This window comes from Niveispirillum fermenti, assembly GCF_052474395.1.
This window is the reverse complement of the sequence record NZ_CP156681.1, coordinates 794818-813395: the sequence shown is the minus strand read 5'-3', so window position 1 is coordinate 813395 and position 18578 is coordinate 794818. Positions and strand designations below refer to the sequence as shown.

Genomic DNA, 18578 nt, shown 5'->3' with positions numbered 1-18578 from the left:
GTCCCGCAAGACATTTGTCACATAATGATTATCGACAGGGGGGGCGCGGCCGGTTCCCGTCTTCCGGGCACCCGGCCGCTTTCCCTCAGCCTGCGATTTTCTCGGTGAGTTCGGGTACGATCTTGAAGAGGTCGCCGACGATTCCATAGTCGGCGACCTGGAACATGGGAGCCTCTTCGTCCTTGTTGATGGCGACGATGACCTTGCTGTCCTTCATGCCGGCCAGGTGCTGGATGGCGCCGGAGATGCCGACGGCGATGTAGAGTTCCGGGGCGACGATCTTGCCGGTCTGGCCGACCTGATAATCGTTGGGCACGAAGCCGGCATCCACCGCCGCGCGGGAGGCGCCGACGGCGGCGCCCAGCTTGTCGGCCAGCGCGTCCAGCAGCGGGAAATTGTCGCCCGACTGCATGCCGCGCCCGCCCGACACGATGACCCGCGCGCTGGTCAGTTCCGGCCGTTCAGACTTGGTCAGCTCCGCCGACACGAAGCGCGACAGCCCGGCATCGCCCGTGGCAGCCAGGGCCTCCACATGGCCCGAACCGCCCGTCTCCGCCACCGCCTCGAACGCCGTGCCGCGCACCGTCACCACCTTGATCGCGTCCGACGATTTCACCGTCGCGATCGCGTTGCCGGCATAGATCGGCCGCTCGAACGTGTCGCCATCCACCACGGCGCTGATCTCGCTGATCTGCTGCACGTCCAGCAAGGCCGCCACACGCGGCGCCAGGTTCTTGCCAAAGGTCGTGGCCGGGAACAGCACATGGCCGTACCCGCCCGCCTTCACCGCCGCCACCACCAGCGGCGCATAATTCTCCGCCAGCGGATGGGCATATTCCGCCGCATCCGCCACCAGCGCCTTCGTCACGCCGGCAGCAGAAGCCGCCGCCGCGCCCGCCGCGCCCACGCCCGATCCGGCCACCAGCACATCCGTCTGACCGCCGATCTTCGCCGCCGCACCCAGAACCGTCAGGGTCGGCTTCTTCACGGAACCGTCCGACGGCTCCGCAACAACCAGAATGCTCATGTCGCTTATCCTTTGAAGACGGTATCGCGGATCAGATGACCCGGGCTTCGTCGCGCAGCCTGGCCACAAGCTCGTCGACGCTGGCGACCTTCACCCCGCCCTTGCGCTTGGGCGGCTCCGTCACCTTCAGCACCGTCAGGCGCGGCGCAATGTCAACGCCCAGCGCATCCGGCGCCAGCGTCTCGATCGGCTTCTTCTTCGCCTTCATGATGTTCGGCAGCGAGGCATAGCGCGGCTCGTTCAGGCGAAGGTCCGTCGTCACAACCGCCGGCAGCGTCAGATCGACCGTCTCAAGACCGCCGTCGATCTCCCGCGTCACGCCGATCCTGCCATCGCCCGGCTCAACCTTCGACGCGAACGTACCCTGGCTCCACCCCAGAAGGGCCGCCAGAGCCTGGCCCGTCTGGTTGCTGTCATCGTCGATCGCCTGCTTGCCCAGGATCACCAGATCCGGGCTCTCCTTCTCAACGACCGCCTTCAGAAGCTTGGCAACCGCAAGAGGCTGGACCTCCCCGTCGGCCTGCACCAGCACACCACGGTCCCCACCCATCGCAAGCGCCGTCCGGATCGTCTCCTGCGACGCTGCAGGACCAATCGAAACAACCACGATCTCAGAGGCCTTCCCAGCCTCCTTCAAACGAACCGCAGCCTCAACCGCGATCTCGTCAAACGGGTTCATCGACATCTTGACATTCGACAGCTCAACACCGCTGCTGTCGGGCTTAACGCGGATCTTGACGTTGTAGTCAACGACACGCTTAACGGCGACCAGTACTTTCATTGGCGATCCCCTCGCATGATACCGGACGGTGGATGGTCCCCGCCCCTTTCACTCTCGGCGTTCAGCCGTTCATTCAACCTGGGCATAAGATTGGGCATTCACCGCCCGCCGTCCAGCCCGCAGATCGGGCAGGGACCTTAGATTTGCTGCAGCGCACATGTCAATAGAGTGCGTCCGGTAGTGCTGAAACGAAATTTCATTACCCAGCGCACACGAACGCATGGCTGCAGGACAGAAACAGATTTCCCTTTACGTAATGGTAAGATACCGGACAGGGGCAGGATTTCAAGGGCTTTCACCCCCTTCCCATGATGCCAGACCCCGTGTCGGCCCCGCCTCACCCCCGCGTCAGGCCGGGTACCCACAGCACATCGGCGGCCCCCTTGTCGTTCAGCCAGCGGCCCAGAACGAACAAGTGATCAGACAGGCGATTGATATATTTGAGCGCAGGCGCGCCCACGGTCTCGGTGAGTGCCAGTTCGGTCATCTCCCGCTCGGCCCGGCGGGCCACGGTGCGGGCCTGGTGCAGATAGGCCGCCGCCGGCCGGCCGCCGGGCAGGATGAAGCTGTTCAGCGGGGCCAGATCGGCATTCATGCGGTCGATCTCCGCCTCCAGCCTGTCCACCTGCACATCAACGATCCGCAGGGGCGGGTAAGGGGGATCGTCCGCCTCCGGCGTACACAGGTCGGCCCCCAGATCGAACAGGTCGTTCTGGATGCGCCCCAGCATGGCATCGGCATCCGCCAGGACGGGATCGTCCCCCGCCTTTGCCCCCGTATGCAGCCGGGCAATGCCCAGGATGGCGTTCGCCTCGTCCACCGTGCCATAGGCGGCGACGCGCAGGGCGTGCTTGGCCACGCGGCTGCCATCCCCCAGCGATGTCTGTCCCTTGTCGCCGCCACGGGTATAGATGCGGGTCAGGCGGACCATGGGGAAAACCTTTCTTGCGCGGGGGGCAGACAAAAAGGGGGCGTCCCGGCAGGGCGCTCAGGAGGCCAGGAAGACCAGGATGAACAGCAGGATGGCGGCGACCTGCAGGCGGATGCGCCACCACATCAGCCGGTTGCCGTACCTGGCATTGAATTCGCCGCCGCGGGCCATGGCGAACAGGCCGATCACCAGCACAGCCAGCGTGGCGATCATGGCCAGGACCATGAGGAAGATCAGAAAGCCGTTCATGCCGGCAGATATAGCGCGTCGGGAGCGGCCCGCACAGGGGGCATGAAAAGGGAAAACGCGCTGGCGGGCCGGCGACAGCCGGTCTCCGATCCTGCTATAGCTCCCGCAGGGCCGAACCATCGGAAAGACAGCATGTCCCGCACCGAAGCCGCCACCCCGTCCCGCCGCCAGGCCGGCATTCCCTTCATCCTGGTGACGGTGTTCCTGGATGTGCTGACCTTCGGTCTGGTGATCCCCGTCCTGCCCGGGCTGGTCCGGCATTTCAGCGGGGATGAGGCGTCGGCGGCGTGGTGGATGGGGCTGATGGTGGCCAGCTTCTCCATCATGCAGTTCCTGTTCGCGCCGGCATTGGGTGCCCTGTCGGACCGGTTCGGCCGTCGCCGGGTCATCCTGGCATCGGTGGCGGGGGCGGGCATCGACCATCTGTTCATGGCCTTCGCGCCGGGGCTGGGCTGGCTGCTGGCCGCCCGGCTGGTCGCCGGACTGACGGCGGCCAACATCACGGCCGCCAATGCCTATATCGCCGATATCAGCGGACCGGCGGACCGGGCCCGCAATTTCGGCATGATGGGGGCGGCCTTCGGGCTGGGCTTCATCGCGGGGCCGGCGCTGGGCGGCCTGCTGGGGGAGATCGACCTGCGCCTGCCCTTCATGGCGGCGGCCGGGCTGGCGGGCCTGAACTTCCTTTACGGGCTGTTCGTGCTGCCGGAATCGCTGGACCCGGCCAACCGCCGGCCCTTCCGCTGGGCGCGCGCCAATCCGGTGGGCAGCCTGAAGGCGCTGGCCCGCCATCCCGTCGTGCTGGGTCTGGCCGCTTCGCGCACCTGCATGGTGCTGGCGATGGGGATCATGCAGACGGTCTGGGTGCTTTATACGAGCAATCGCTTCGGCTGGAGCGAGCTGGACAACGGCCTGTCGCTGGCCGCCGTCGGTCTGGCGACGGTCGTGGTACAGGGGGTGCTGATCGCGCGCATCGTCCGCCGCCTGGGCGAGGCGCGGACAGTGCTGCTGGGCATCACGCTGGAAATGGTGGCCTATATCGGCTATGGCACCGCCACGGCAGGTATGGTCTTCTACGGCTTCATCCTGGTCCATGCGTTCAGCGGGATCAGTTCGCCCGCCATACAGAGCGTCGTGGCCCGCACCGTCGGAGCCGACGAGCAGGGGGCCGTGCAGGGGGCGTTCGCCAGCGTGCAGAGCCTGACCTTCATCGTGGCCCCGCTGATCGGGGCCGATCTGTTTGCCCGTTTCACGGCGGCCGGGGCCGTGGTCCCCGTGCCGGGCATGCCCTTCTATGTCGGGGCGGCGACACTGGCGCTGGCCGGGCTGATCGCCGCCTGGGCCCTGCGCCGCGCCCCTGCCGCCGGCCCCACCAGCCCCCCGCGGGAGACCGCCTGATGTCCGCCGATGCCATCCTTCCCGGTTTCCTGCGCCATGTGCAGGCCTGCAACCGGCATGACCTGACGGGTTTCCGGCCCTTTGCCGTCGGGGGCCGGACGGTCGGCCATGTGCGGCCCGGCTTTTTGCGCAAGCTGTCGGCCATGGGGCCGCCCTTCGTTGCGGATGGCGACGGGCTGGCCCTGCATCCGGGCCTGGAAAGCCCGGCCGGCCGGACGCGGGCAATGTCGCAGGCGCTGGCCCGCCTCGTGGATGAAGGGGAAATCCCGCCGCTGCGGGGGGAGATGTATGCCGTCGGTCCGGGCTGGGGCCGGCCCGCGCTGATGGAGATGGACCGGGCGGCGGTGCCCTTTTTCGGGGTCACGGCCTATGGGCTGCATGTCAACGGCTTCGTCCGCCGGCCCGACGGCATCCATCTCTGGGTCGCCAGGCGTTCCGCTGACCGGGCCGTGGCGCCCGGCCGTTACGACAATCTGGTGGCAGGCGGGCAGCCGGCCGGCCTGAGCCTGGCGGAAAACCTGGTGAAGGAGGCGGGGGAGGAAGCCGCCCTGCCCCCGGCCCTGGCCCGCCGGGCCGTGCCCGTGGGAGCCGTCACCTATCTGATGGAGCAGCCCCATGGCCTGAAGCCCGACGTGCTGTTCCTGTACGACCTGGAACTGCCGGCCGATTTCATCCCGCACAATACCGACGGGGAGGTGGAACGGTTCGAGCTCTGGCCCCTGTCGCGCGTGGCGGCCAGCGTGCGCGACAGCGACGACTGGAAGTTCAATGTCAACCTGACGGTCATCGACTTTCTGATCCGCCATGGCTGGCTGACCCCGGCGCATCCCGAATATCTGGACCTGTGCCAGGGTTTGCGGCGGCCGCTTTTCCCGGTAGCTCCGGATTATACCAATCCGCCGAAGGTTTGACCTTTGGCGGATTGGAGGCCGCCGACCGGCGGCCCGGCGCCCATGCGCCGCAAGCCAAGCAACTGTTTTCATGCGGCGTAAGTTCTCTGATCGCGGATGATGGCATTGGCGAGGACGACGATCTTTCGCATGATGGCAACGAGGGCAACCTTTGGCTTCTTTCCAGCGGCGATGAGTTTTTTATAGAAGGCGGCCAAGGGTGGATTTCGCCGACTGGCGACGACGGCAGCCATGTAAAGGACGGTTCGGACAACGGGCCTTCCACCGTAGATGCTGCGCGGGCCATCGCGTTTGCCGCTCTGGTTATCCATCGGGGCAACGCCGGCCAGGGCGGCGACCTGATGTCGTGTCAGTGTGCCCAACTCCGGCATATGGGCCAGCAGGGTGGCCGCCAGCACCGGCCCGACAGCAGGAATGGACTGGAGCAGGTTGTCGTTGACCTTCAAGGTTTTGGATGCCGCGATCTGCTCGGCAATGCGCTTGTCGAGGCGCAGGATCAGCAGGGCGATGGCATCCAGGCGCCGCTTGGCCAAGCGGCGCAGTTCCGGATCCGCCAGGGTCTGGGCCTGGTTCCTGACCATGGTCTGCTCGTCGAGCAACTGGCGCCGGTAGGTGGCCAGTTCCGCCAGGACCTCCCGTTCCGGATCGGGTTGGTAGGCGGCTCCGGGGATCGCCTGGGCATAGGCGGCGATCATCCGGGCATCCAGCCGGTCATTCTTGGCCCAGCGTCCATGCGCCCTGGCAAAATGCCGGACCTTGCGAGGATCGACGAGGCGGACGGGAATGCCGGCTTTCGATAAAGCCTCCATGACCGGCCGCTCATAGCCACCACTGGCTTCCAGGACGACCTGCACGGCGCGCTTGCCACACCGTCGCCGAAGGAGACTGTAACCAGCCTCGGCATTCTCGACTTGGAAAGCCTCTCCTGTCTCGGCATCCAACCCGTCCAGACGGGCCTTGCTGACGTCCAGGGCGATGATAGAGTCCTGTTGTGCCATCTTCATACTCCCTGCCTTGCACGTACGGGGCTGCAACCCCAAGCAACTGTTCGGGTCAATGAAGGGGCCGACCGGAGAACCATGCTTGGCTACGGTGTATGATCTACCTTTCCACGGAGCGGTCTTCCGGACGGATCGCCGGCCGGGGCATGCCCCGGCCGGCGATCACACATCTTACTGACATTTCGAAAACACAAGCCGACGGATGTCGGCGCCCGGCGATTGAGGGCGCACGAAGTCTCCGTTGATCGGTCACGATCAAGGGAGATTGGTATTAGAGCTTATACCATCCGTCAAAGGTCAAACCTTCGGCGGATCGGTACTATCGGTTCCACGAAGCGCCGCGGCGGCAGTCGCCGCCGATACCAACGGTCGAGATATTTCGACCGTTGGTATTACCCCAGCGCCTCGTTGAAATCGTCCAGCAGGGCGGCGATGCGGTCGCCATCGGTCTGGCCCATGATCATGTCCGCGCGCCGCGTGGCCTCCCCCAGGTCCAGGCCGCGCACGCGGCGCTTGACCAGCGGCAGGTGGGCGGGTGCCATGGACAGTTCGCGCACACCCAGCCCCAGCAGCAGCGCCGCATAGCGCGCATCGCCGGCCATCTCCCCGCAGACGGAAACCGGGATCTTCGCCCGCCGGGCGGCATCCACCGCGAACTGAACCAGGCGCAGCACGGCCGGATGCAGCGGGTCGTAGAGATAGGCCACCTGCTCGTCGCCGCGATCGATGGCCAGCGTGTACTGGATCAGGTCGTTCGTCCCGATCGCGAAGAAATCGGATACCGATGCCAGACTGTCGGCCGCCAGGGCGGCGCCCGGTATCTCGATCATGGCCCCCAGCGGCGGCAGCGGGTCGGCGATGGCATGACCGCGCCGGACCAGCCGGCGGGCCACGGCGCGCAGCAATTCCCGCACCCGCCGCATTTCCGACGGCTGCGAGATCATGGGCACCAGGATGCGCAGCGGCCCGTGGGCACTGGCCCGCAGCATGGCGGCCAACTGCGCTTCCAGCAGTTTCGGTTCCTTCAGCCCCAGGCGGATGGCGCGCAGGCCCAGTGCCGGGTTGGCCGGCGTGGCGAACCGGTCGGCCAGCGCGCCGGCCAGCTTCTCCCCGCCCACATCCAGGGTGCGGGCCGTGACGGGCCGCCCCTCCATGGCGATGACCAGGTCGCGCAGCACCTCGTACTGCTCCTCCTCCCCCGGCAGGTCGTCGCGGTTCATGTAGAGGAACTCGGTCCGCAGCAGACCGATGCCCCCGGCCCCGCCATCGCGCGCGCCATCCAGCTCCCGCGGCAGTTCCAGATTGGCGTGCAGGGTGATCGCGGCGCCGTCCCGCGTCACCGACGCCAGGCCGGCCATGGCCTTCAACTGTTCCCGCTCGGCCCGCCACAGGCTCCGGCGCTGGCGGTAATCGGCAAGCACATCGGCCGGCGGATTGATCAGCACCCGCCCCGCGCGCCCGTCGATCACGACGAGGTCGCCCGTCTGCACGCCCTGCAGCAGACCGGCCGCACCCAGCACCGCCGGCAGGCCCAGCGACCGGGCCATGATCGCCGTATGCCCCTCCGCCCCCCCCAGCACGGTGGCGAAGCCGCCGATGCGGCGCGGGTCCAGCAGGGCCGTGTCGGACGGCGACAGTTCCTCCGCCAGGATGATGGCGCCGTCGGGCAGGCGGGAGAAGGCCTGGTAGGGGGTTTCCATCAGGTTGCGGATCAGCCGTCGTCCCACCTCCCGCACATCGGCGACGCGGGCGGCCAGATAGGCGTCGTCCATCGCGGCGAAGCTTTGCGCCAGGACGGTGATTTCCTGCTGTACGGCCAATTCGGCGTTCTGCCGCTCTTCCCGGATGCGCCGTTCCACGCCCCGGATCAGGCGGGAGCCGGACAGCATGGCCTGATGCGCATCCAGCAGGATGGCAATGTCCGACGCGGCGTCCGCGGGCAGCGACCCGGCCTTGGATTTCAGCTTGCCGATCTGGCGGCGCGCCTTGTCCACGGCCTCGTGAAAGCGCGCCACCTCCTCTGCCACGCCATCGGCGGCCAGGCAATATTCGGGCACCTGAAGGGCGCCCGCCTCCATGACATGGGCCGGGCCGATGGCGATGCCGGCGGACACGCCCAGGCCGCGCAGCATGCGCTGGGCCGTGGGGCCATCCCCCGCGCCGTCGCGGGGTGGATGGTTTCGCGTCGTCATGGGCGGGTCACTCCCCGAAAAATCCTCAATCCTCACCGAACTTGTCGTCGACCAGGATGGTCAGCGCGTCGAGCGCCTCCCGTGCCTGCCGTCCGGCGGCGCGGATCTTGATGGTGGTGTCGATGCTGGCCGCCAGCATCATCAGCCCCATGATCGACACGCCCGACACGATGTTGTCACAGCGCTCCACCTCCACCTGCGCGTCATATTCGCCGGCCAGCCGCACGAATTTGGCGGCGGCGCGGGCATGCAGGCCCCGGCGGTTGCGGATCAGGACGGTGCGGGACAGCGCGTCGGGGGGCAGGGTGCTTTCGCTCATGGGAGGAAGGGTTCCGTCAGGTCAGTCGGACAGCAGGGCCGAGGCGACATTGATGTATTTACGCCCCGCCTCCTGGGCGGCGGCGACACTGTCCTTCAGGCCGGCGCCCGTCTTGCGGACGGAGGCCAGCTTGATCAGCATGGGCAGGTTCATGCCGGCGATCACCTCCACCTTGGCGCGGTCCATGATGGAGATGGCCAGGTTGGACGGCGTGCCGCCGAACATGTCGGTCAGCACGACGACCCCGTCGCCCGTATCGCATCCGGCGACATTGGCCAGGATGTCGTTGCGCCGCTGTTCCATATCGTCTTCCGGGCCGATGCAGACGGCGCAAACCTGCTTCTGCGGGCCCACCACATGTTCCAGGGCGGCAATGAATTCCACGGCGAGATTGCCGTGGGTGACCAGGACCAAGCCAATCATGCGCTTTCCCTCGGGTTCGTGCCGGTTGCCGCCCTGTCCTCCGGGACGGTCGCGGCCTGTTCCTTGCGGTCGAGATCGCGATGCGCCTCGCCCACCTTGTATCCCCGTTCCTTCAGCCAGTTGGCAAGGCCGTGGGTGATGAAGACCGACCGGTGCCGCCCGCCCGTACAGCCGATGGCGATGGTCAGGTAATGCTTGCCTTCCCGCACATAGCGGGGCAGCAGCGGTTCCAGCAGCCGGGTCAGGTTGCCGAAGAATTCCGCATAGTCGGGATCGCGGGTGATGTAATCCGCCACGGGCTGGTCCAGGCCCGACAGCGGGCGCAGGTTCTTGTCCCAATGCGGATTGTCCAGGAAGCGGACATCGAAGACCAGGTCGGCCTCCCGCGGGACGCCATGGCGGAAGGAGAAGCTGGTGACGAAGATCTTCAGCCCCGGCCCGCCATTCAGATGGAACAGCCCCGCCAGATGACGCCGCGCGTCATGGACGGAGAAATGGGTGGTGTCCAGCACCTCGTCCGCGGCATCGCGCAGGGGCTGCATCAGCACACGTTCCACCGCCACGCCGTCCAGCACGGGGCGGTCGGCCGCCAGCGGATGGGGACGCCGCGTTTCGGTATAGCGCCGCTGGATCGCGTCGGCATGCGCATCCAGGAACAGCAGGCGCACATGCAGATCGGCCCGTTCCCGCAAGATGGCAATCTGCGCCAGCAGGTCCTGGGTGTCGAAATCGCGGGTGCGGCTGTCGATGCCGATGACCAGCGGCCGGTCATGCGTCTGGCTGACCAGCGGCTGGAGCAGCGACAGGCGCAGGTTGTCCACCGCCTCGTAGCCCAGATCCTCCAGGCATTTCATGGCCGTGGACAGGCCGCTGCCCGACATGCCGGTGACGACGACGACGGGCAGCCGGCCGTCGGGCCCCAGGGGGGAGGTGCCGTTCATGCCCGCCCCCCGGCGCCGGTCCTGGCCCCGGCGAGGGTCCCGGCCTGCCAGGCCGCCTCGCCCGGGACCAGGGGCCAGCCCTTGGCCAGCGCCGCCATGGCCAGGCGCAGCTTGGCAGGGGTGGAGGCGTGGAAGGCGTCCAGGGTCAGGCGCGGCAGGATCACCCCGGCCAGGGTCTCGCATGCGGGCAGGGGCAGGCGTTCGCCGGGCCCATCAAGATCCACGACCAGGACAAGCGGGGCCCGGTCGACCGACGGCACCGGCAGGATGCCCAGCCCCCGCACCTCGATCAGGCCGGCGAGCGCCTGCGGGGCGCGGGCCAGCAGACGGCCGTCGCCGCCGCGAACCAGATCGACCCTGTCATCGGCAACCAGTTGTGCCCCGGCATCGATCAGCCGCAGGGCCAGATCGGATTTGCCCGCCCCCGATGCACCCCGCAGCAGCAGGGCCATGCCATCGATGGCGACACAGCTTGCATATATCTGGACCATGATCACCCGCGCGATCGGATCAAAAGCCAGGGCCGGCAATGCCCCGCCGCCCATCCGCAACACGTCCCGGCATCCGTGCCATCCCGCCCGAGTTCGACTGGAACGATCTTCTTAGCAAACCCGGGCGCCGGGGGCGAGGGTTATCGGCGGCACGGCCGCACGTGCCGCAGGAAGGTGGTTGTATCCTTTGCGGTTTCCCGCAATAGCCCGATGGGCCGTCCGTTATCCGGCCGCAAGCGCGGCCAGGGAAACGGCCGCCTGGGCGGGGTGGGGCTGGTGCGCGTCCAGCCCCCCTTCCCTGGAAGGTTCGCACGGCCTATCACTGGGGCCGCCTTTCTTCGTTCAGCAGGCGTCCATCTTGCCCGAGCTACTGCCCACCGACATCCTCGCCTTCCTGGCCATCGCAGCATTGCTGGCGGGCTTCATCGATGCCATCGCGGGCGGCGGCGGGCTGATCACCATTCCGGCCCTGCTGTCGGCCGGCATCCCGCCCGCCGCGGCGCTGGCCACCAACAAGCTGCAGGGCAGCTTCGGCACGGCCATGGCCACGCTGACCTTCTGGCGGGCGGGGCAGATTGAACTGAAGACCATGGCCATGCCCGTCGCCTGCGTCTTCGTGGGGTCCGCCACGGGCACGGCGCTGGTCCAGGTGACGGGCACGGGCTTCATGACCGCCGTGATTCCCGTGCTTCTGGTGGCCATCGCCGTCTATTTCCTGCTGAGCCCGCGGGTGGGGGACATGGAGGCCAGGGCGCGCCTGTCGCTGCCGGCCTTCAGCCTGACCGTGGGCCTTGCCGTGGGCTTCTATGACGGGTTCTTCGGTCCGGGCACGGGCAGCTTTTTCGCGCTGGGCTGCGTGGCGCTGCTGGGCATGAACATGCGCCGCGCCACGGCCAACACCAAGCTGCTGAACTTCACCAGCAATGTCGTCAGCCTGGGCGTCTTCGCGCTGGGCGGGCAGATCGTCTGGACGGCGGGGCTGGTGATGGCGGTGGCGCAGGTGGCCGGGGCCTGGGCCGGCAGCCATGCCACGATCCGGTTCGGCACGCGGCTGGTCCGCCCGCTGCTGGTCATCGTCTGTCTGGCCATGACCATCCGCCTGGTGGCACAACCCGATCATCCCCTCTATCTTCTGCTGCGCGGCCTGTTCGCCGCCTGACCGACCGGAGCCCTGGCCCATGCTGGACCTGACCGACAGCCAGATCGACCGCTATGCCCGCCACATCATGCTGCGGGAAGTCGGCGGGGAGGGGCAGTCGAAGCTCCTCTCCTCCGCCGTCCTGGTCGTGGGGGCCGGGGGGCTGGGGGCACCCCTGCTGCTTTACCTGGCCGCCGCCGGGGTGGGGCGAATCGGCATCGTCGATGATGACGTGGTCGACCTGTCGAACCTGCAGCGCCAGGTGATCCACGACACGGCCGGCATCGGCGTGTCCAAGGTGGACAGTGCGGCTGCCCGCATCGCCGCCATCAATCCCGACGTGAAGGTGGATATCCACCGGACACGCCTGAACCGGTCCAATGTGCTGGATATCCTGGCTGGCTATGACGTGGTGGCCGACGGCACCGATAATTTCGCCACCCGCTTCCTGTTGAACGATGCCTGCTTCCTGGCCGGCAAGGTGCTGGTCAGCGCCGCCATGCTGCGCTTCGACGGGCAATTATCCACCTTCAAGGCGCATCTGGGCGACCCGCACCCCTGTTACCGCTGCGTGTTCCGCGAGCCGCCGCCCCCCGGCATGGTCCCTTCCTGCTCCGAAGGCGGGGTGCTGGGGGCCCTGGCCGGGTCCATGGGCAGTTTGCAGGCCGTGGAGGTGCTGAAGGAACTGTTGGGCATCGGCGACAGCCTGTCGGGCCGGCTGCTGATGTATTCGGCCCTGGAAACGGGATTCCGCAGCGTGAAGATCCGGCGCGATCCCGACTGCCCCACCTGCGGCACAAATCCCGCCTACAAGGACCTGTCGCATCATCCGTTCTGAACAGCAGAGGGAGTGATCCCCATGTCCGCAAGCCTGCAGGGTCTTGCCCTGGTCATCCAGTCCGGCGGCTTCGACCGGGTGCATTACGCCCTGGTCATGGCCGCCGCCGCCGTGGCCACCGACCGGCCCGTCACCCTGTTCTTCACGGGCCGCGCCCTGCCGTCGCTGCTGGCCGGGGACGGCTGGAAGCGGCTGGACTTTTCCGATGATGGCACCAGCCCGGAGGCGCGTGACGCCACCCTGGCGCATCGTGGCGTCGGCACGTTCGATGAATTGCTGACGGCCTGTGCCGAACTGGGCGCCCGCTTCCTGGCCTGCGAGATGGGCTGGCGCGCGCTGGGCATCCGCGAACCCCGCCTGCGCCCTGACCTGGCGGTGGAGACGACAGGCATGGTCACCCTGCTGGGCGGGGTACGGCCGGGGGACCAACTGGTCTTCATCTGACGACCGGGCCAAATGCAAGACGCCCTGCGGGCGGCGACACTGTCCCCACGTCCCGCCCTGCGGGCGGCGACACTGTCCCCACGTCCCGCCCTGCGGGCGGCGACACTGTCCCCACGTCCCGCCCTGCGGGCGGCACATTCCGCCCCTGTGGCAAAACCGGTTTCCCCACCGGCTGCCGGCACGATAGGGTCGCACCCGGTTTTCCGGTTGCGGCAGGGGTGGGGGATATGGTGACGGCAACGGATGTGACGGCATTGACAATCGTGCCGCCGGCCCATCCGCTGGTCGGGCGCGTCGTGCCCCCGGGGTCGAAATCCATCACCAACCGCGCCCTGCTGGTCGCGGCCCTGGCAAGCGGCACCAGCCGCCTGACCGGCGCGCTGAAAAGCGACGACACAAGCCACATGGCCAATGCCCTGCGGCAGATGGGCGTGACGATCGCGGAACCGGATGCCACCAGCTTCGTCGTGACCGGCACGGGCCGCCTGACGGCGCCAGAGGGGCCGCTGTTCCTGGGCAATGCCGGCACGGCCACCCGTTTCCTGACGGCCGCCGTGGCCAGCGTGGAGGGCACGGTCGTCGTGGATGGCGACACGCACATGCGCAAGCGGCCCATCGCACCGCTTGTAACCGCGCTGACGGCACTGGGGGTGGATCTGGTGGCGCCGACGGGGTGCCCCCCCGTCACGGTGCGTGGCACGGGTGCGCTGCCCGGCGGGCGGGTGGAGATCGATGCCGGCCTGTCCAGCCAGTATGTCAGCGCCATCCTGATGGCGGCGGCCTGTTCCACCGGACCCGTCGATATCGCCCTGACGGGGGCGGAGATCGGGGCCCGTGGCTATATCGACCTGACGCTGGCCACCATGCGGGCCTTTGGCGCCGATGTGGAACAGGTGGATGCCGGCACCTGGCGGGTGCGGCCCACGGGATACCGCGCCGCCGATTACGTGATCGAACCCGATGCGTCGGCCGCCACCTATCTGTGGGCGGCGGCGGTGCTGACGGGCGGGAATATCGACCTGGGCGTGCCGGCCGATGCCTTCACCCAGCCTGATGCCTGCGCGCGCGACGTGATCGCGCGCTTCCCCGACATGCCGGCCGTCATCGACGGCGCGCAGATGCAGGACGCCGTGCCGACGCTGGCCGTGCTGGCCGCCTTCAACAACAATCCCGTCCGGTTCGTGGGCATTTCCAACCTGCGGGTGAAGGAATGCGACCGCATCCGGGCGCTGTCGACCGAACTGGCGAAGATCCGCCCCGGCCTGGCGCGGGAGGAGGGGGACGACCTGATCGTGGCGGCCGATCCGGCGCTGGCCGGACAGGACCTGCCCGCCGATATCCATACCTATGCCGATCATCGCATCGCCATGTCCTTCGCGCTGGCCGGCCTGAAGATCCGTGGCATCACCATCCTGGACCCCGGTTGCGTGGCCAAGACCTATCCCGGCTACTGGGACGCGCTGCGGTCGCTGGGCGTGGAACTGAGCCTGCGTGGCTGATCCAGCCGCTCGGGGTTGCACCCCGGTGCCATGGCATGTGCGCGCCGGGGCGGGCCTGTGCTATCACCGGTGTCCCGTTCCACCTGGAGCCCCGTGCCACCATGCCCGAATTGCCCGAGGTTGAAACCGTCCGCCGCGGCCTCGCCATGAAGCTGGAGGGGCGGCGGCTGGTGCGGGTGGACCAGCACCGGCCCGACCTGCGCTTTCCGCTGCCTGCGGATTTCGCCCGGCGCCTGACGGGGCGACAGGTCCTGTCGCTCGACCGGCGCGCCAAATACATCCTGATCCGCGTGGAAGGCGGGCTGGTCTGGATGATCCATCTGGGCATGTCGGGCAGCATGGTGGTGAAGCCCGGCCCGGCCGCCGCCCCGGCGGCGCACGACCATCTGGTCTTCCACACCGATGATGGCTGGGTCGTCACCTATAACGATATCCGGCGTTTCGGCTTCATGGACCTGTTCGACGAAACGGGGATGGAGGCGCACCCCATGCTGTCCGCCCTGGGGCCGGAACCGCTGGGCAACGGCTTCCATGCCGCGGGCCTGTCGGCGCGGCTGGCAGGCCGGGCCGGGCCCATCAAATCATTGCTGCTGGACCAGAAGGTGGTGGCAGGGCTGGGCAACATCTATGTCTGCGAGGCGTTGTACCGGGCCGGCATCGACCCGACGCGCACGGGCGCCAGCGTGGCCGGTGCCGATGCCGAACGGCTGGTGCCCATCATCCGCGACGTGCTGAACGAGGCCATCGCCGCCGGCGGATCGAGCTTGCGCGATTTCGTGCAGTCCGACGGCGAACTGGGCTATTTCCAGCACAGCTTCCAGGTCTATGGCCGGGAGGGGGAGGGTTGCGGCCGGTGCGACTGCGATGTCGGGGTCACCGGCGGCGTGGCCCGCATCACCCAGGCCGGGCGGTCCACTTTTTTCTGTGCGCGGCGGCAGCGGTAAGGTATCCAGTTGGATACCATGACGCACCTGATCCGGGGGCCGCGCGCCCTGCTTTCCGCCGTGCTGTTCATCTTTGCCTGCGGGCTGGCGCCCGTCCCGGCCCTGGCCGCTTTCGTGCCGGGGACAGAGGATGTGCCCCTGGCGCCGGGCCTGGTCGCCGCACCCGACGATGCGCTGGTCTTCGACAATCCGACCGGCCGCATCGTGCAATCCACCGCCACGGGCCAGGCCGGCATCGACGCCGTCACCCGCTTTTATGCCGAAACCCTGCCCCAGCTTGGCTGGACACGCGGGGCCGATGGCCGCTGGACCCGCCAGGCCGAGGTGCTGGATATCGCCATCCAGCCCCAGGGCGGGCGCCTGACCGTGCGCTTCCAACTGTCCCCGCGCGACCCCGCCCCCTGATGCAACCCGGTCCGATCAACGGGTGGGGTGGTCAAATGAAGCGGGCAACAATATAGATTGTTTTACTGGCCGGCTTCTGATGCGCATGCGCCGTGGACTCCGGTTCGACTCGGGGTGCCGCCGGCTGCTGCTTGCCAGACAAGCAAGTTTCGTATGGTGGCTTTGCGGGCGCCGGCTTGACGAGGGCGTGGGCCGCCTGTATAAGCGCCGCTTCCTACGGCACTTCCATGTCCCGCGTAAAGGTTACCCATGGCCAATCATAAGTCCGCTGAGAAGCGCATCCGTCAGACCGCCACCCGGACTGAGATCAACCGCGCCCGCGTCAGCCGCATCCGCACCTTCCTGAAGAAGGTTGAGACCGCCATCGCGTCCGGCGACAAGTCCGCCGCTGCCGAGGCCTTCAAGCAGGCCCAGCCCGAGATGATGCGCGGCGCCTCCAAGGGCGTGCTGCATGCCAACACCGTCTCGCGCAAGCTGTCGCGCCTGTCGGGCCGTATCAAGGCCCTGGGCTGATCCTTGTCGCCGTAGAGAGACCCGCGCGGTGCGCTTCGCCCGCGCGGTTTTCTTTGTCGGCATGCAGGGTTCGGTATCAAGGGGCGAGGCCATGCAGACCCGCGCCGAAATCGTGACGGCCGGCTGAAGCCGGAGCGAACGAATTTTGCTTTTTTCGGCGTTCCCCTTTCAGTCCCGTTGCGACTCTGCCCCCACCCCTCTAGCATCCCTGCTCCGCCGGTTCGCGCGGGTAATGGAAGCAATGCAGACGGGTGCATGACGCCTTTGGATAGCAATCCAGTCAGGCATCACTGGTAATCGACCCGTAATCACGGTTCAATGCCGGTTCCCGCCAGTGTGCGGCCATTTCTTGAAATTCGCCTATACGAAGGGGGTATTCCACTTGGTGGCTCCCGTCGTTATGGTTTTTTATTTCCGCCACCGTCCAGATTACCCGCCAAACAGGGTGAACCGAACATAAGGATGGGGCAAGGTGCCGGATGATCGGTGCCAGAGGGGAACTGGGAGCTGATTGTCGGGTGACGCCGGGTGGGCGGCATCGGCAGGGGACCGTCGGGAACGGTGCCGGCCTGATGCCTGTTCGCAGGGTGATGCCTATTCTATTATGGATGGCCGTTCCGCCGGCTTTGTACGGCGGGCGTCCATGTTGGGCCTTGGGGCGGGGAGCAACGGACGAATGTCGGTGCAGGGTTCGCTGGATCAACAGTGGGCGCGGGTGCGGGGCCGGTTGAAGGACGAGGTGGGGGAAACCGCCTACCGTTCCTGGCTGAAGCCGCTGACCGTCGGCTCCCTGGATGGCGGACAGCTTCGCATCCTGGTGCCGACGCGCTTCATGCGCGACTGGATCCGCACCCATTATGCCGACCGTATCCGCGTGTTGTTCGCCAACGAGAATCCGGGCGTCCAGTCGGTGGACATCGTGGTGGCCAGTGCCGCCCGGTCCGAACCGGCGCCCGCCGTCGCCGCCAACGATGCGCCCCTGCCCCCCGCCGCGCCGGCCCCGGAACCCGTGACCGAGCTGGTGATCGAGCCGGTGGCCACGCTGACCGTGACGGAAGACCGCACCGACGAGATGTCGGCCCCGCTGGATCCGCGCTTCACCTTCGAGAATTTCGTGGTGGGCAAGCCGAACGAGCTTGCCTTTGCCGCCGCCCGTCGCGTGGCCGATGCGCAGGCGGTGCCCTTCAACCCGCTGTTCCTTTACGGTGGCGTGGGGCTGGGCAAGACGCACCTGATGCATGCCATCGCCTGGGCCATCCGCAAGAAGGACCCGGCACGCCGTGTGATCTATCTCTCGGCCGAAAAATTCATGTACCAGTTCATCCGGGCGCTGCGCTTCAAGGACACGATGGCCTTCAAGGAGCAGTTCCGCTCGGTCGACGTGCTGATGATCGATGATGTGCAGTTCATCTCCGGCAAGGACAGCACGCAGGAGGAGTTCTTCCACACCTTCAACGCCCTGGTGGATCAGAACCGCCAGGTCATCATCAGCGCCGACAAGAGCCCGTCGGACCTGGAGGGCATGGAGGAACGGCTTCGCTCGCGCCTGGGCTGGGGCCTGGTGGCCGATATCCACCCCACCACCTATGAGCTGCGTCTGGGCATCCTGGGCCAGAAGGCCGACCGGATCGGGGCCAAGGTGCCGCCGAAGGTCCTGGAATTCCTGGCCCACAAGATCACCAGCAATGTGCGTGAGCTGGAAGGGGCGCTGAACCGCATCGTCGCCCATGCCGAACTGGTGGGGCGTGCCATCACGCTGGAATCGGCGCAGGACGTGCTGCACGACCTGCTGCGCGCCAGCAACCGGCGCGTGACGATCGAGGAGATTCAGAAGAAGGTCGCCGAGCATTTCAATATCCGCCTGGCGGATATGAGCAGCGCGCGCCGCGCCCGCGCGGTCGCCCGGCCGCGGCAGGTGGCCATGTATCTGGCCAAGCAGCTGACCCAGCGCTCCCTGCCGGAGATCGGGCGGAAGTTCGGTGACCGCGACCACACCACCGTCATGCATGCCGTGCGCAAGGTGGACGAACTGTGCGGCACGGACCCGGCCTTCGCCGAGGATGTCGAACTGCTGCGCCGCATGCTGGAAGGCTGACCGGCAGCCGTTCTGCCACCCGCGGTGCCGCCGCCAAT

At 67.5% G+C, this 18578-nt stretch carries 20 protein-coding genes; 10 read left to right on the top strand and 10 right to left on the bottom strand.

Annotated features, from left to right (window positions below; genetic code table 11):
* Positions 1-85: 85 nt before the first annotated feature.
* The 4 genes from ABC728_RS15220 to ABC728_RS15205 all read right to left on the bottom strand — a co-directional run bounded on the left by ABC728_RS15220 (position 86) and on the right by ABC728_RS15205 (position 2988).
* A complete protein-coding gene (locus ABC728_RS15220) occupies positions 86-1027 on the bottom strand; it encodes an electron transfer flavoprotein subunit alpha/FixB family protein (protein WP_416622361.1) in 942 nt (313 codons plus the stop codon).
* A 31-nt stretch (positions 1028-1058) separates the two neighbouring features.
* Positions 1059-1808, bottom strand: a complete 750-nt coding sequence (locus ABC728_RS15215) for an electron transfer flavoprotein subunit beta/FixA family protein (protein WP_445376595.1) — start codon at positions 1806-1808, stop codon at positions 1059-1061.
* Positions 1809-2145: 337 nt separating this feature from the next.
* Entirely contained in the window at positions 2146-2739 is a 594-nt protein-coding gene (locus ABC728_RS15210; protein ID WP_416622337.1) for a cob(I)yrinic acid a,c-diamide adenosyltransferase, read from the bottom strand.
* A gap of 57 nt (positions 2740-2796) precedes the next feature.
* Entirely contained in the window at positions 2797-2988 is a 192-nt protein-coding gene (locus ABC728_RS15205; RefSeq protein WP_416622338.1) for a twin transmembrane helix small protein, read from the bottom strand.
* A gap of 132 nt (positions 2989-3120) precedes the next feature.
* Here ABC728_RS15205 and ABC728_RS15200 point away from each other — a divergent pair, with 132 nt between their 5' ends.
* Complete coding sequence (locus ABC728_RS15200; RefSeq protein WP_416622339.1) at positions 3121-4386, top strand: TCR/Tet family MFS transporter; 1266 nt, start codon at positions 3121-3123, stop codon at positions 4384-4386.
* Positions 4386-5297 (top strand): DUF4743 domain-containing protein, encoded by a 912-nt coding sequence (locus ABC728_RS15195; RefSeq protein ID WP_416622340.1) that lies wholly within the window; start codon positions 4386-4388, stop codon positions 5295-5297. The genes ABC728_RS15200 and ABC728_RS15195 overlap by 1 nt, the downstream gene beginning before the upstream one ends.
* A 68-nt stretch (positions 5298-5365) precedes the next feature.
* Here ABC728_RS15195 and ABC728_RS15190 read toward each other — a convergent pair whose 3' ends face one another.
* From ABC728_RS15190 to ABC728_RS15165, 6 genes are all read right to left on the bottom strand, one after another.
* The gene (locus ABC728_RS15190; protein ID WP_445376291.1) at positions 5366-6301 is read right to left on the bottom strand and encodes an IS110 family transposase; all 936 of its coding nucleotides are present in this window, start codon (positions 6299-6301) and stop codon (positions 5366-5368) included.
* Positions 6302-6690: 389 nt separating this feature from the next.
* Positions 6691-8490: a phosphoenolpyruvate--protein phosphotransferase gene (ptsP, locus tag ABC728_RS15185; RefSeq protein ID WP_445376594.1), complete on the bottom strand. Its 1800-nt coding sequence runs from the start codon at positions 8488-8490 to the stop codon at positions 6691-6693.
* A gap of 25 nt (positions 8491-8515) precedes the next feature.
* Positions 8516-8809, bottom strand: coding sequence for an HPr family phosphocarrier protein (locus ABC728_RS15180; RefSeq protein WP_416620922.1), 294 nt, complete (start codon positions 8807-8809; stop codon positions 8516-8518).
* Positions 8810-8830: 21 nt separating this feature from the next.
* Positions 8831-9232, bottom strand: coding sequence for a PTS sugar transporter subunit IIA (locus ABC728_RS15175; protein WP_416620921.1), 402 nt, complete (start codon positions 9230-9232; stop codon positions 8831-8833).
* Positions 9229-10173 carry an RNase adapter RapZ gene (rapZ, locus tag ABC728_RS15170; RefSeq protein ID WP_416620920.1) on the bottom strand — a complete coding sequence of 315 codons (945 nt, stop codon included), beginning with the start codon at positions 10171-10173 and terminating at the stop codon, positions 9229-9231. Before rapZ ends, ABC728_RS15175 begins: the two co-directional genes overlap by 4 nt.
* Positions 10170-10718 (bottom strand): HPr kinase/phosphorylase, encoded by a 549-nt coding sequence (locus ABC728_RS15165; protein WP_416620926.1) that lies wholly within the window; start codon positions 10716-10718, stop codon positions 10170-10172. Before ABC728_RS15165 ends, rapZ begins: the two co-directional genes overlap by 4 nt.
* A 304-nt stretch (positions 10719-11022) precedes the next feature.
* On the opposite strand from ABC728_RS15165, the gene ABC728_RS15160 reads away from it, so the two are divergent.
* The 8 genes from ABC728_RS15160 to dnaA all read left to right on the top strand — a co-directional run bounded on the left by ABC728_RS15160 (position 11023) and on the right by dnaA (position 18540).
* Complete coding sequence (locus ABC728_RS15160) at positions 11023-11823, top strand: TSUP family transporter (protein WP_416620919.1); 801 nt, start codon at positions 11023-11025, stop codon at positions 11821-11823.
* A gap of 22 nt (positions 11824-11845) precedes the next feature.
* On the top strand, positions 11846-12640 hold the full coding sequence (gene moeB / locus ABC728_RS15155) for a molybdopterin-synthase adenylyltransferase MoeB (protein WP_416620925.1): 795 nt from the start codon (positions 11846-11848) through the stop codon (positions 12638-12640).
* A gap of 21 nt (positions 12641-12661) precedes the next feature.
* Complete coding sequence (locus ABC728_RS15150; RefSeq protein WP_416620918.1) at positions 12662-13084, top strand: hypothetical protein; 423 nt, start codon at positions 12662-12664, stop codon at positions 13082-13084.
* Positions 13085-13311: 227 nt separating this feature from the next.
* Entirely contained in the window at positions 13312-14583 is a 1272-nt protein-coding gene (gene aroA / locus ABC728_RS15145; RefSeq protein ID WP_416620917.1) for a 3-phosphoshikimate 1-carboxyvinyltransferase, read from the top strand.
* A 101-nt stretch (positions 14584-14684) separates the two neighbouring features.
* Complete coding sequence (gene mutM, locus ABC728_RS15140; protein ID WP_416620916.1) at positions 14685-15527, top strand: bifunctional DNA-formamidopyrimidine glycosylase/DNA-(apurinic or apyrimidinic site) lyase; 843 nt, start codon at positions 14685-14687, stop codon at positions 15525-15527.
* A gap of 18 nt (positions 15528-15545) precedes the next feature.
* Positions 15546-15932: a hypothetical protein gene (locus ABC728_RS15135; protein WP_416620915.1), complete on the top strand. Its 387-nt coding sequence runs from the start codon at positions 15546-15548 to the stop codon at positions 15930-15932.
* Between the two features lie 249 nt (positions 15933-16181).
* Positions 16182-16445 (top strand): 30S ribosomal protein S20, encoded by a 264-nt coding sequence (gene rpsT / locus ABC728_RS15130; RefSeq protein WP_416620914.1) that lies wholly within the window; start codon positions 16182-16184, stop codon positions 16443-16445.
* A 676-nt stretch (positions 16446-17121) separates the two neighbouring features.
* Positions 17122-18540: a chromosomal replication initiator protein DnaA gene (gene dnaA / locus ABC728_RS15125; protein WP_416620913.1), complete on the top strand. Its 1419-nt coding sequence runs from the start codon at positions 17122-17124 to the stop codon at positions 18538-18540.
* The last annotated feature ends 38 nt before the right edge of the window (positions 18541-18578 follow it).

Bases quoted from the DNA above. Each gene is read 5' to 3' on its own strand.
- ABC728_RS15220 (WP_416622361.1), bottom strand. From the start codon at position 1,027: ATGAGCATTCTGGTTGTTGCGGAGCCGTCGGACGGTTCCGTGAAGAAG.
- ABC728_RS15215 (WP_445376595.1), bottom strand. From the start codon at position 1,808: ATGAAAGTACTGGTCGCCGTTAAGCGTGTCGTTGACTACAACGTCAAG.
- ABC728_RS15210 (WP_416622337.1), bottom strand. From the start codon at position 2,739: ATGGTCCGCCTGACCCGCATCTATACCCGTGGCGGCGACAAGGGACAG.
- ABC728_RS15205 (WP_416622338.1), bottom strand. From the start codon at position 2,988: ATGAACGGCTTTCTGATCTTCCTCATGGTCCTGGCCATGATCGCCACG.
- ABC728_RS15200 (WP_416622339.1), top strand. From the start codon at position 3,121: ATGTCCCGCACCGAAGCCGCCACCCCGTCCCGCCGCCAGGCCGGCATT.
- ABC728_RS15195 (WP_416622340.1), top strand. From the start codon at position 4,386: ATGTCCGCCGATGCCATCCTTCCCGGTTTCCTGCGCCATGTGCAGGCC.
- ABC728_RS15190 (WP_445376291.1), bottom strand. From the start codon at position 6,301: ATGAAGATGGCACAACAGGACTCTATCATCGCCCTGGACGTCAGCAAG.
- ptsP (WP_445376594.1), bottom strand. From the start codon at position 8,490: ATGACGACGCGAAACCATCCACCCCGCGACGGCGCGGGGGATGGCCCC.
- ABC728_RS15180 (WP_416620922.1), bottom strand. From the start codon at position 8,809: ATGAGCGAAAGCACCCTGCCCCCCGACGCGCTGTCCCGCACCGTCCTG.
- ABC728_RS15175 (WP_416620921.1), bottom strand. From the start codon at position 9,232: ATGATTGGCTTGGTCCTGGTCACCCACGGCAATCTCGCCGTGGAATTC.
- rapZ (WP_416620920.1), bottom strand. From the start codon at position 10,173: ATGAACGGCACCTCCCCCCTGGGGCCCGACGGCCGGCTGCCCGTCGTC.
- ABC728_RS15165 (WP_416620926.1), bottom strand. From the start codon at position 10,718: ATGGGCGGCGGGGCATTGCCGGCCCTGGCTTTTGATCCGATCGCGCGG.
- ABC728_RS15150 (WP_416620918.1), top strand. From the start codon at position 12,662: ATGTCCGCAAGCCTGCAGGGTCTTGCCCTGGTCATCCAGTCCGGCGGC.
- aroA (WP_416620917.1), top strand. From the start codon at position 13,312: ATGGTGACGGCAACGGATGTGACGGCATTGACAATCGTGCCGCCGGCC.
- mutM (WP_416620916.1), top strand. From the start codon at position 14,685: ATGCCCGAATTGCCCGAGGTTGAAACCGTCCGCCGCGGCCTCGCCATG.
- ABC728_RS15135 (WP_416620915.1), top strand. From the start codon at position 15,546: ATGACGCACCTGATCCGGGGGCCGCGCGCCCTGCTTTCCGCCGTGCTG.
- rpsT (WP_416620914.1), top strand. From the start codon at position 16,182: ATGGCCAATCATAAGTCCGCTGAGAAGCGCATCCGTCAGACCGCCACC.
- dnaA (WP_416620913.1), top strand. From the start codon at position 17,122: ATGTCGGTGCAGGGTTCGCTGGATCAACAGTGGGCGCGGGTGCGGGGC.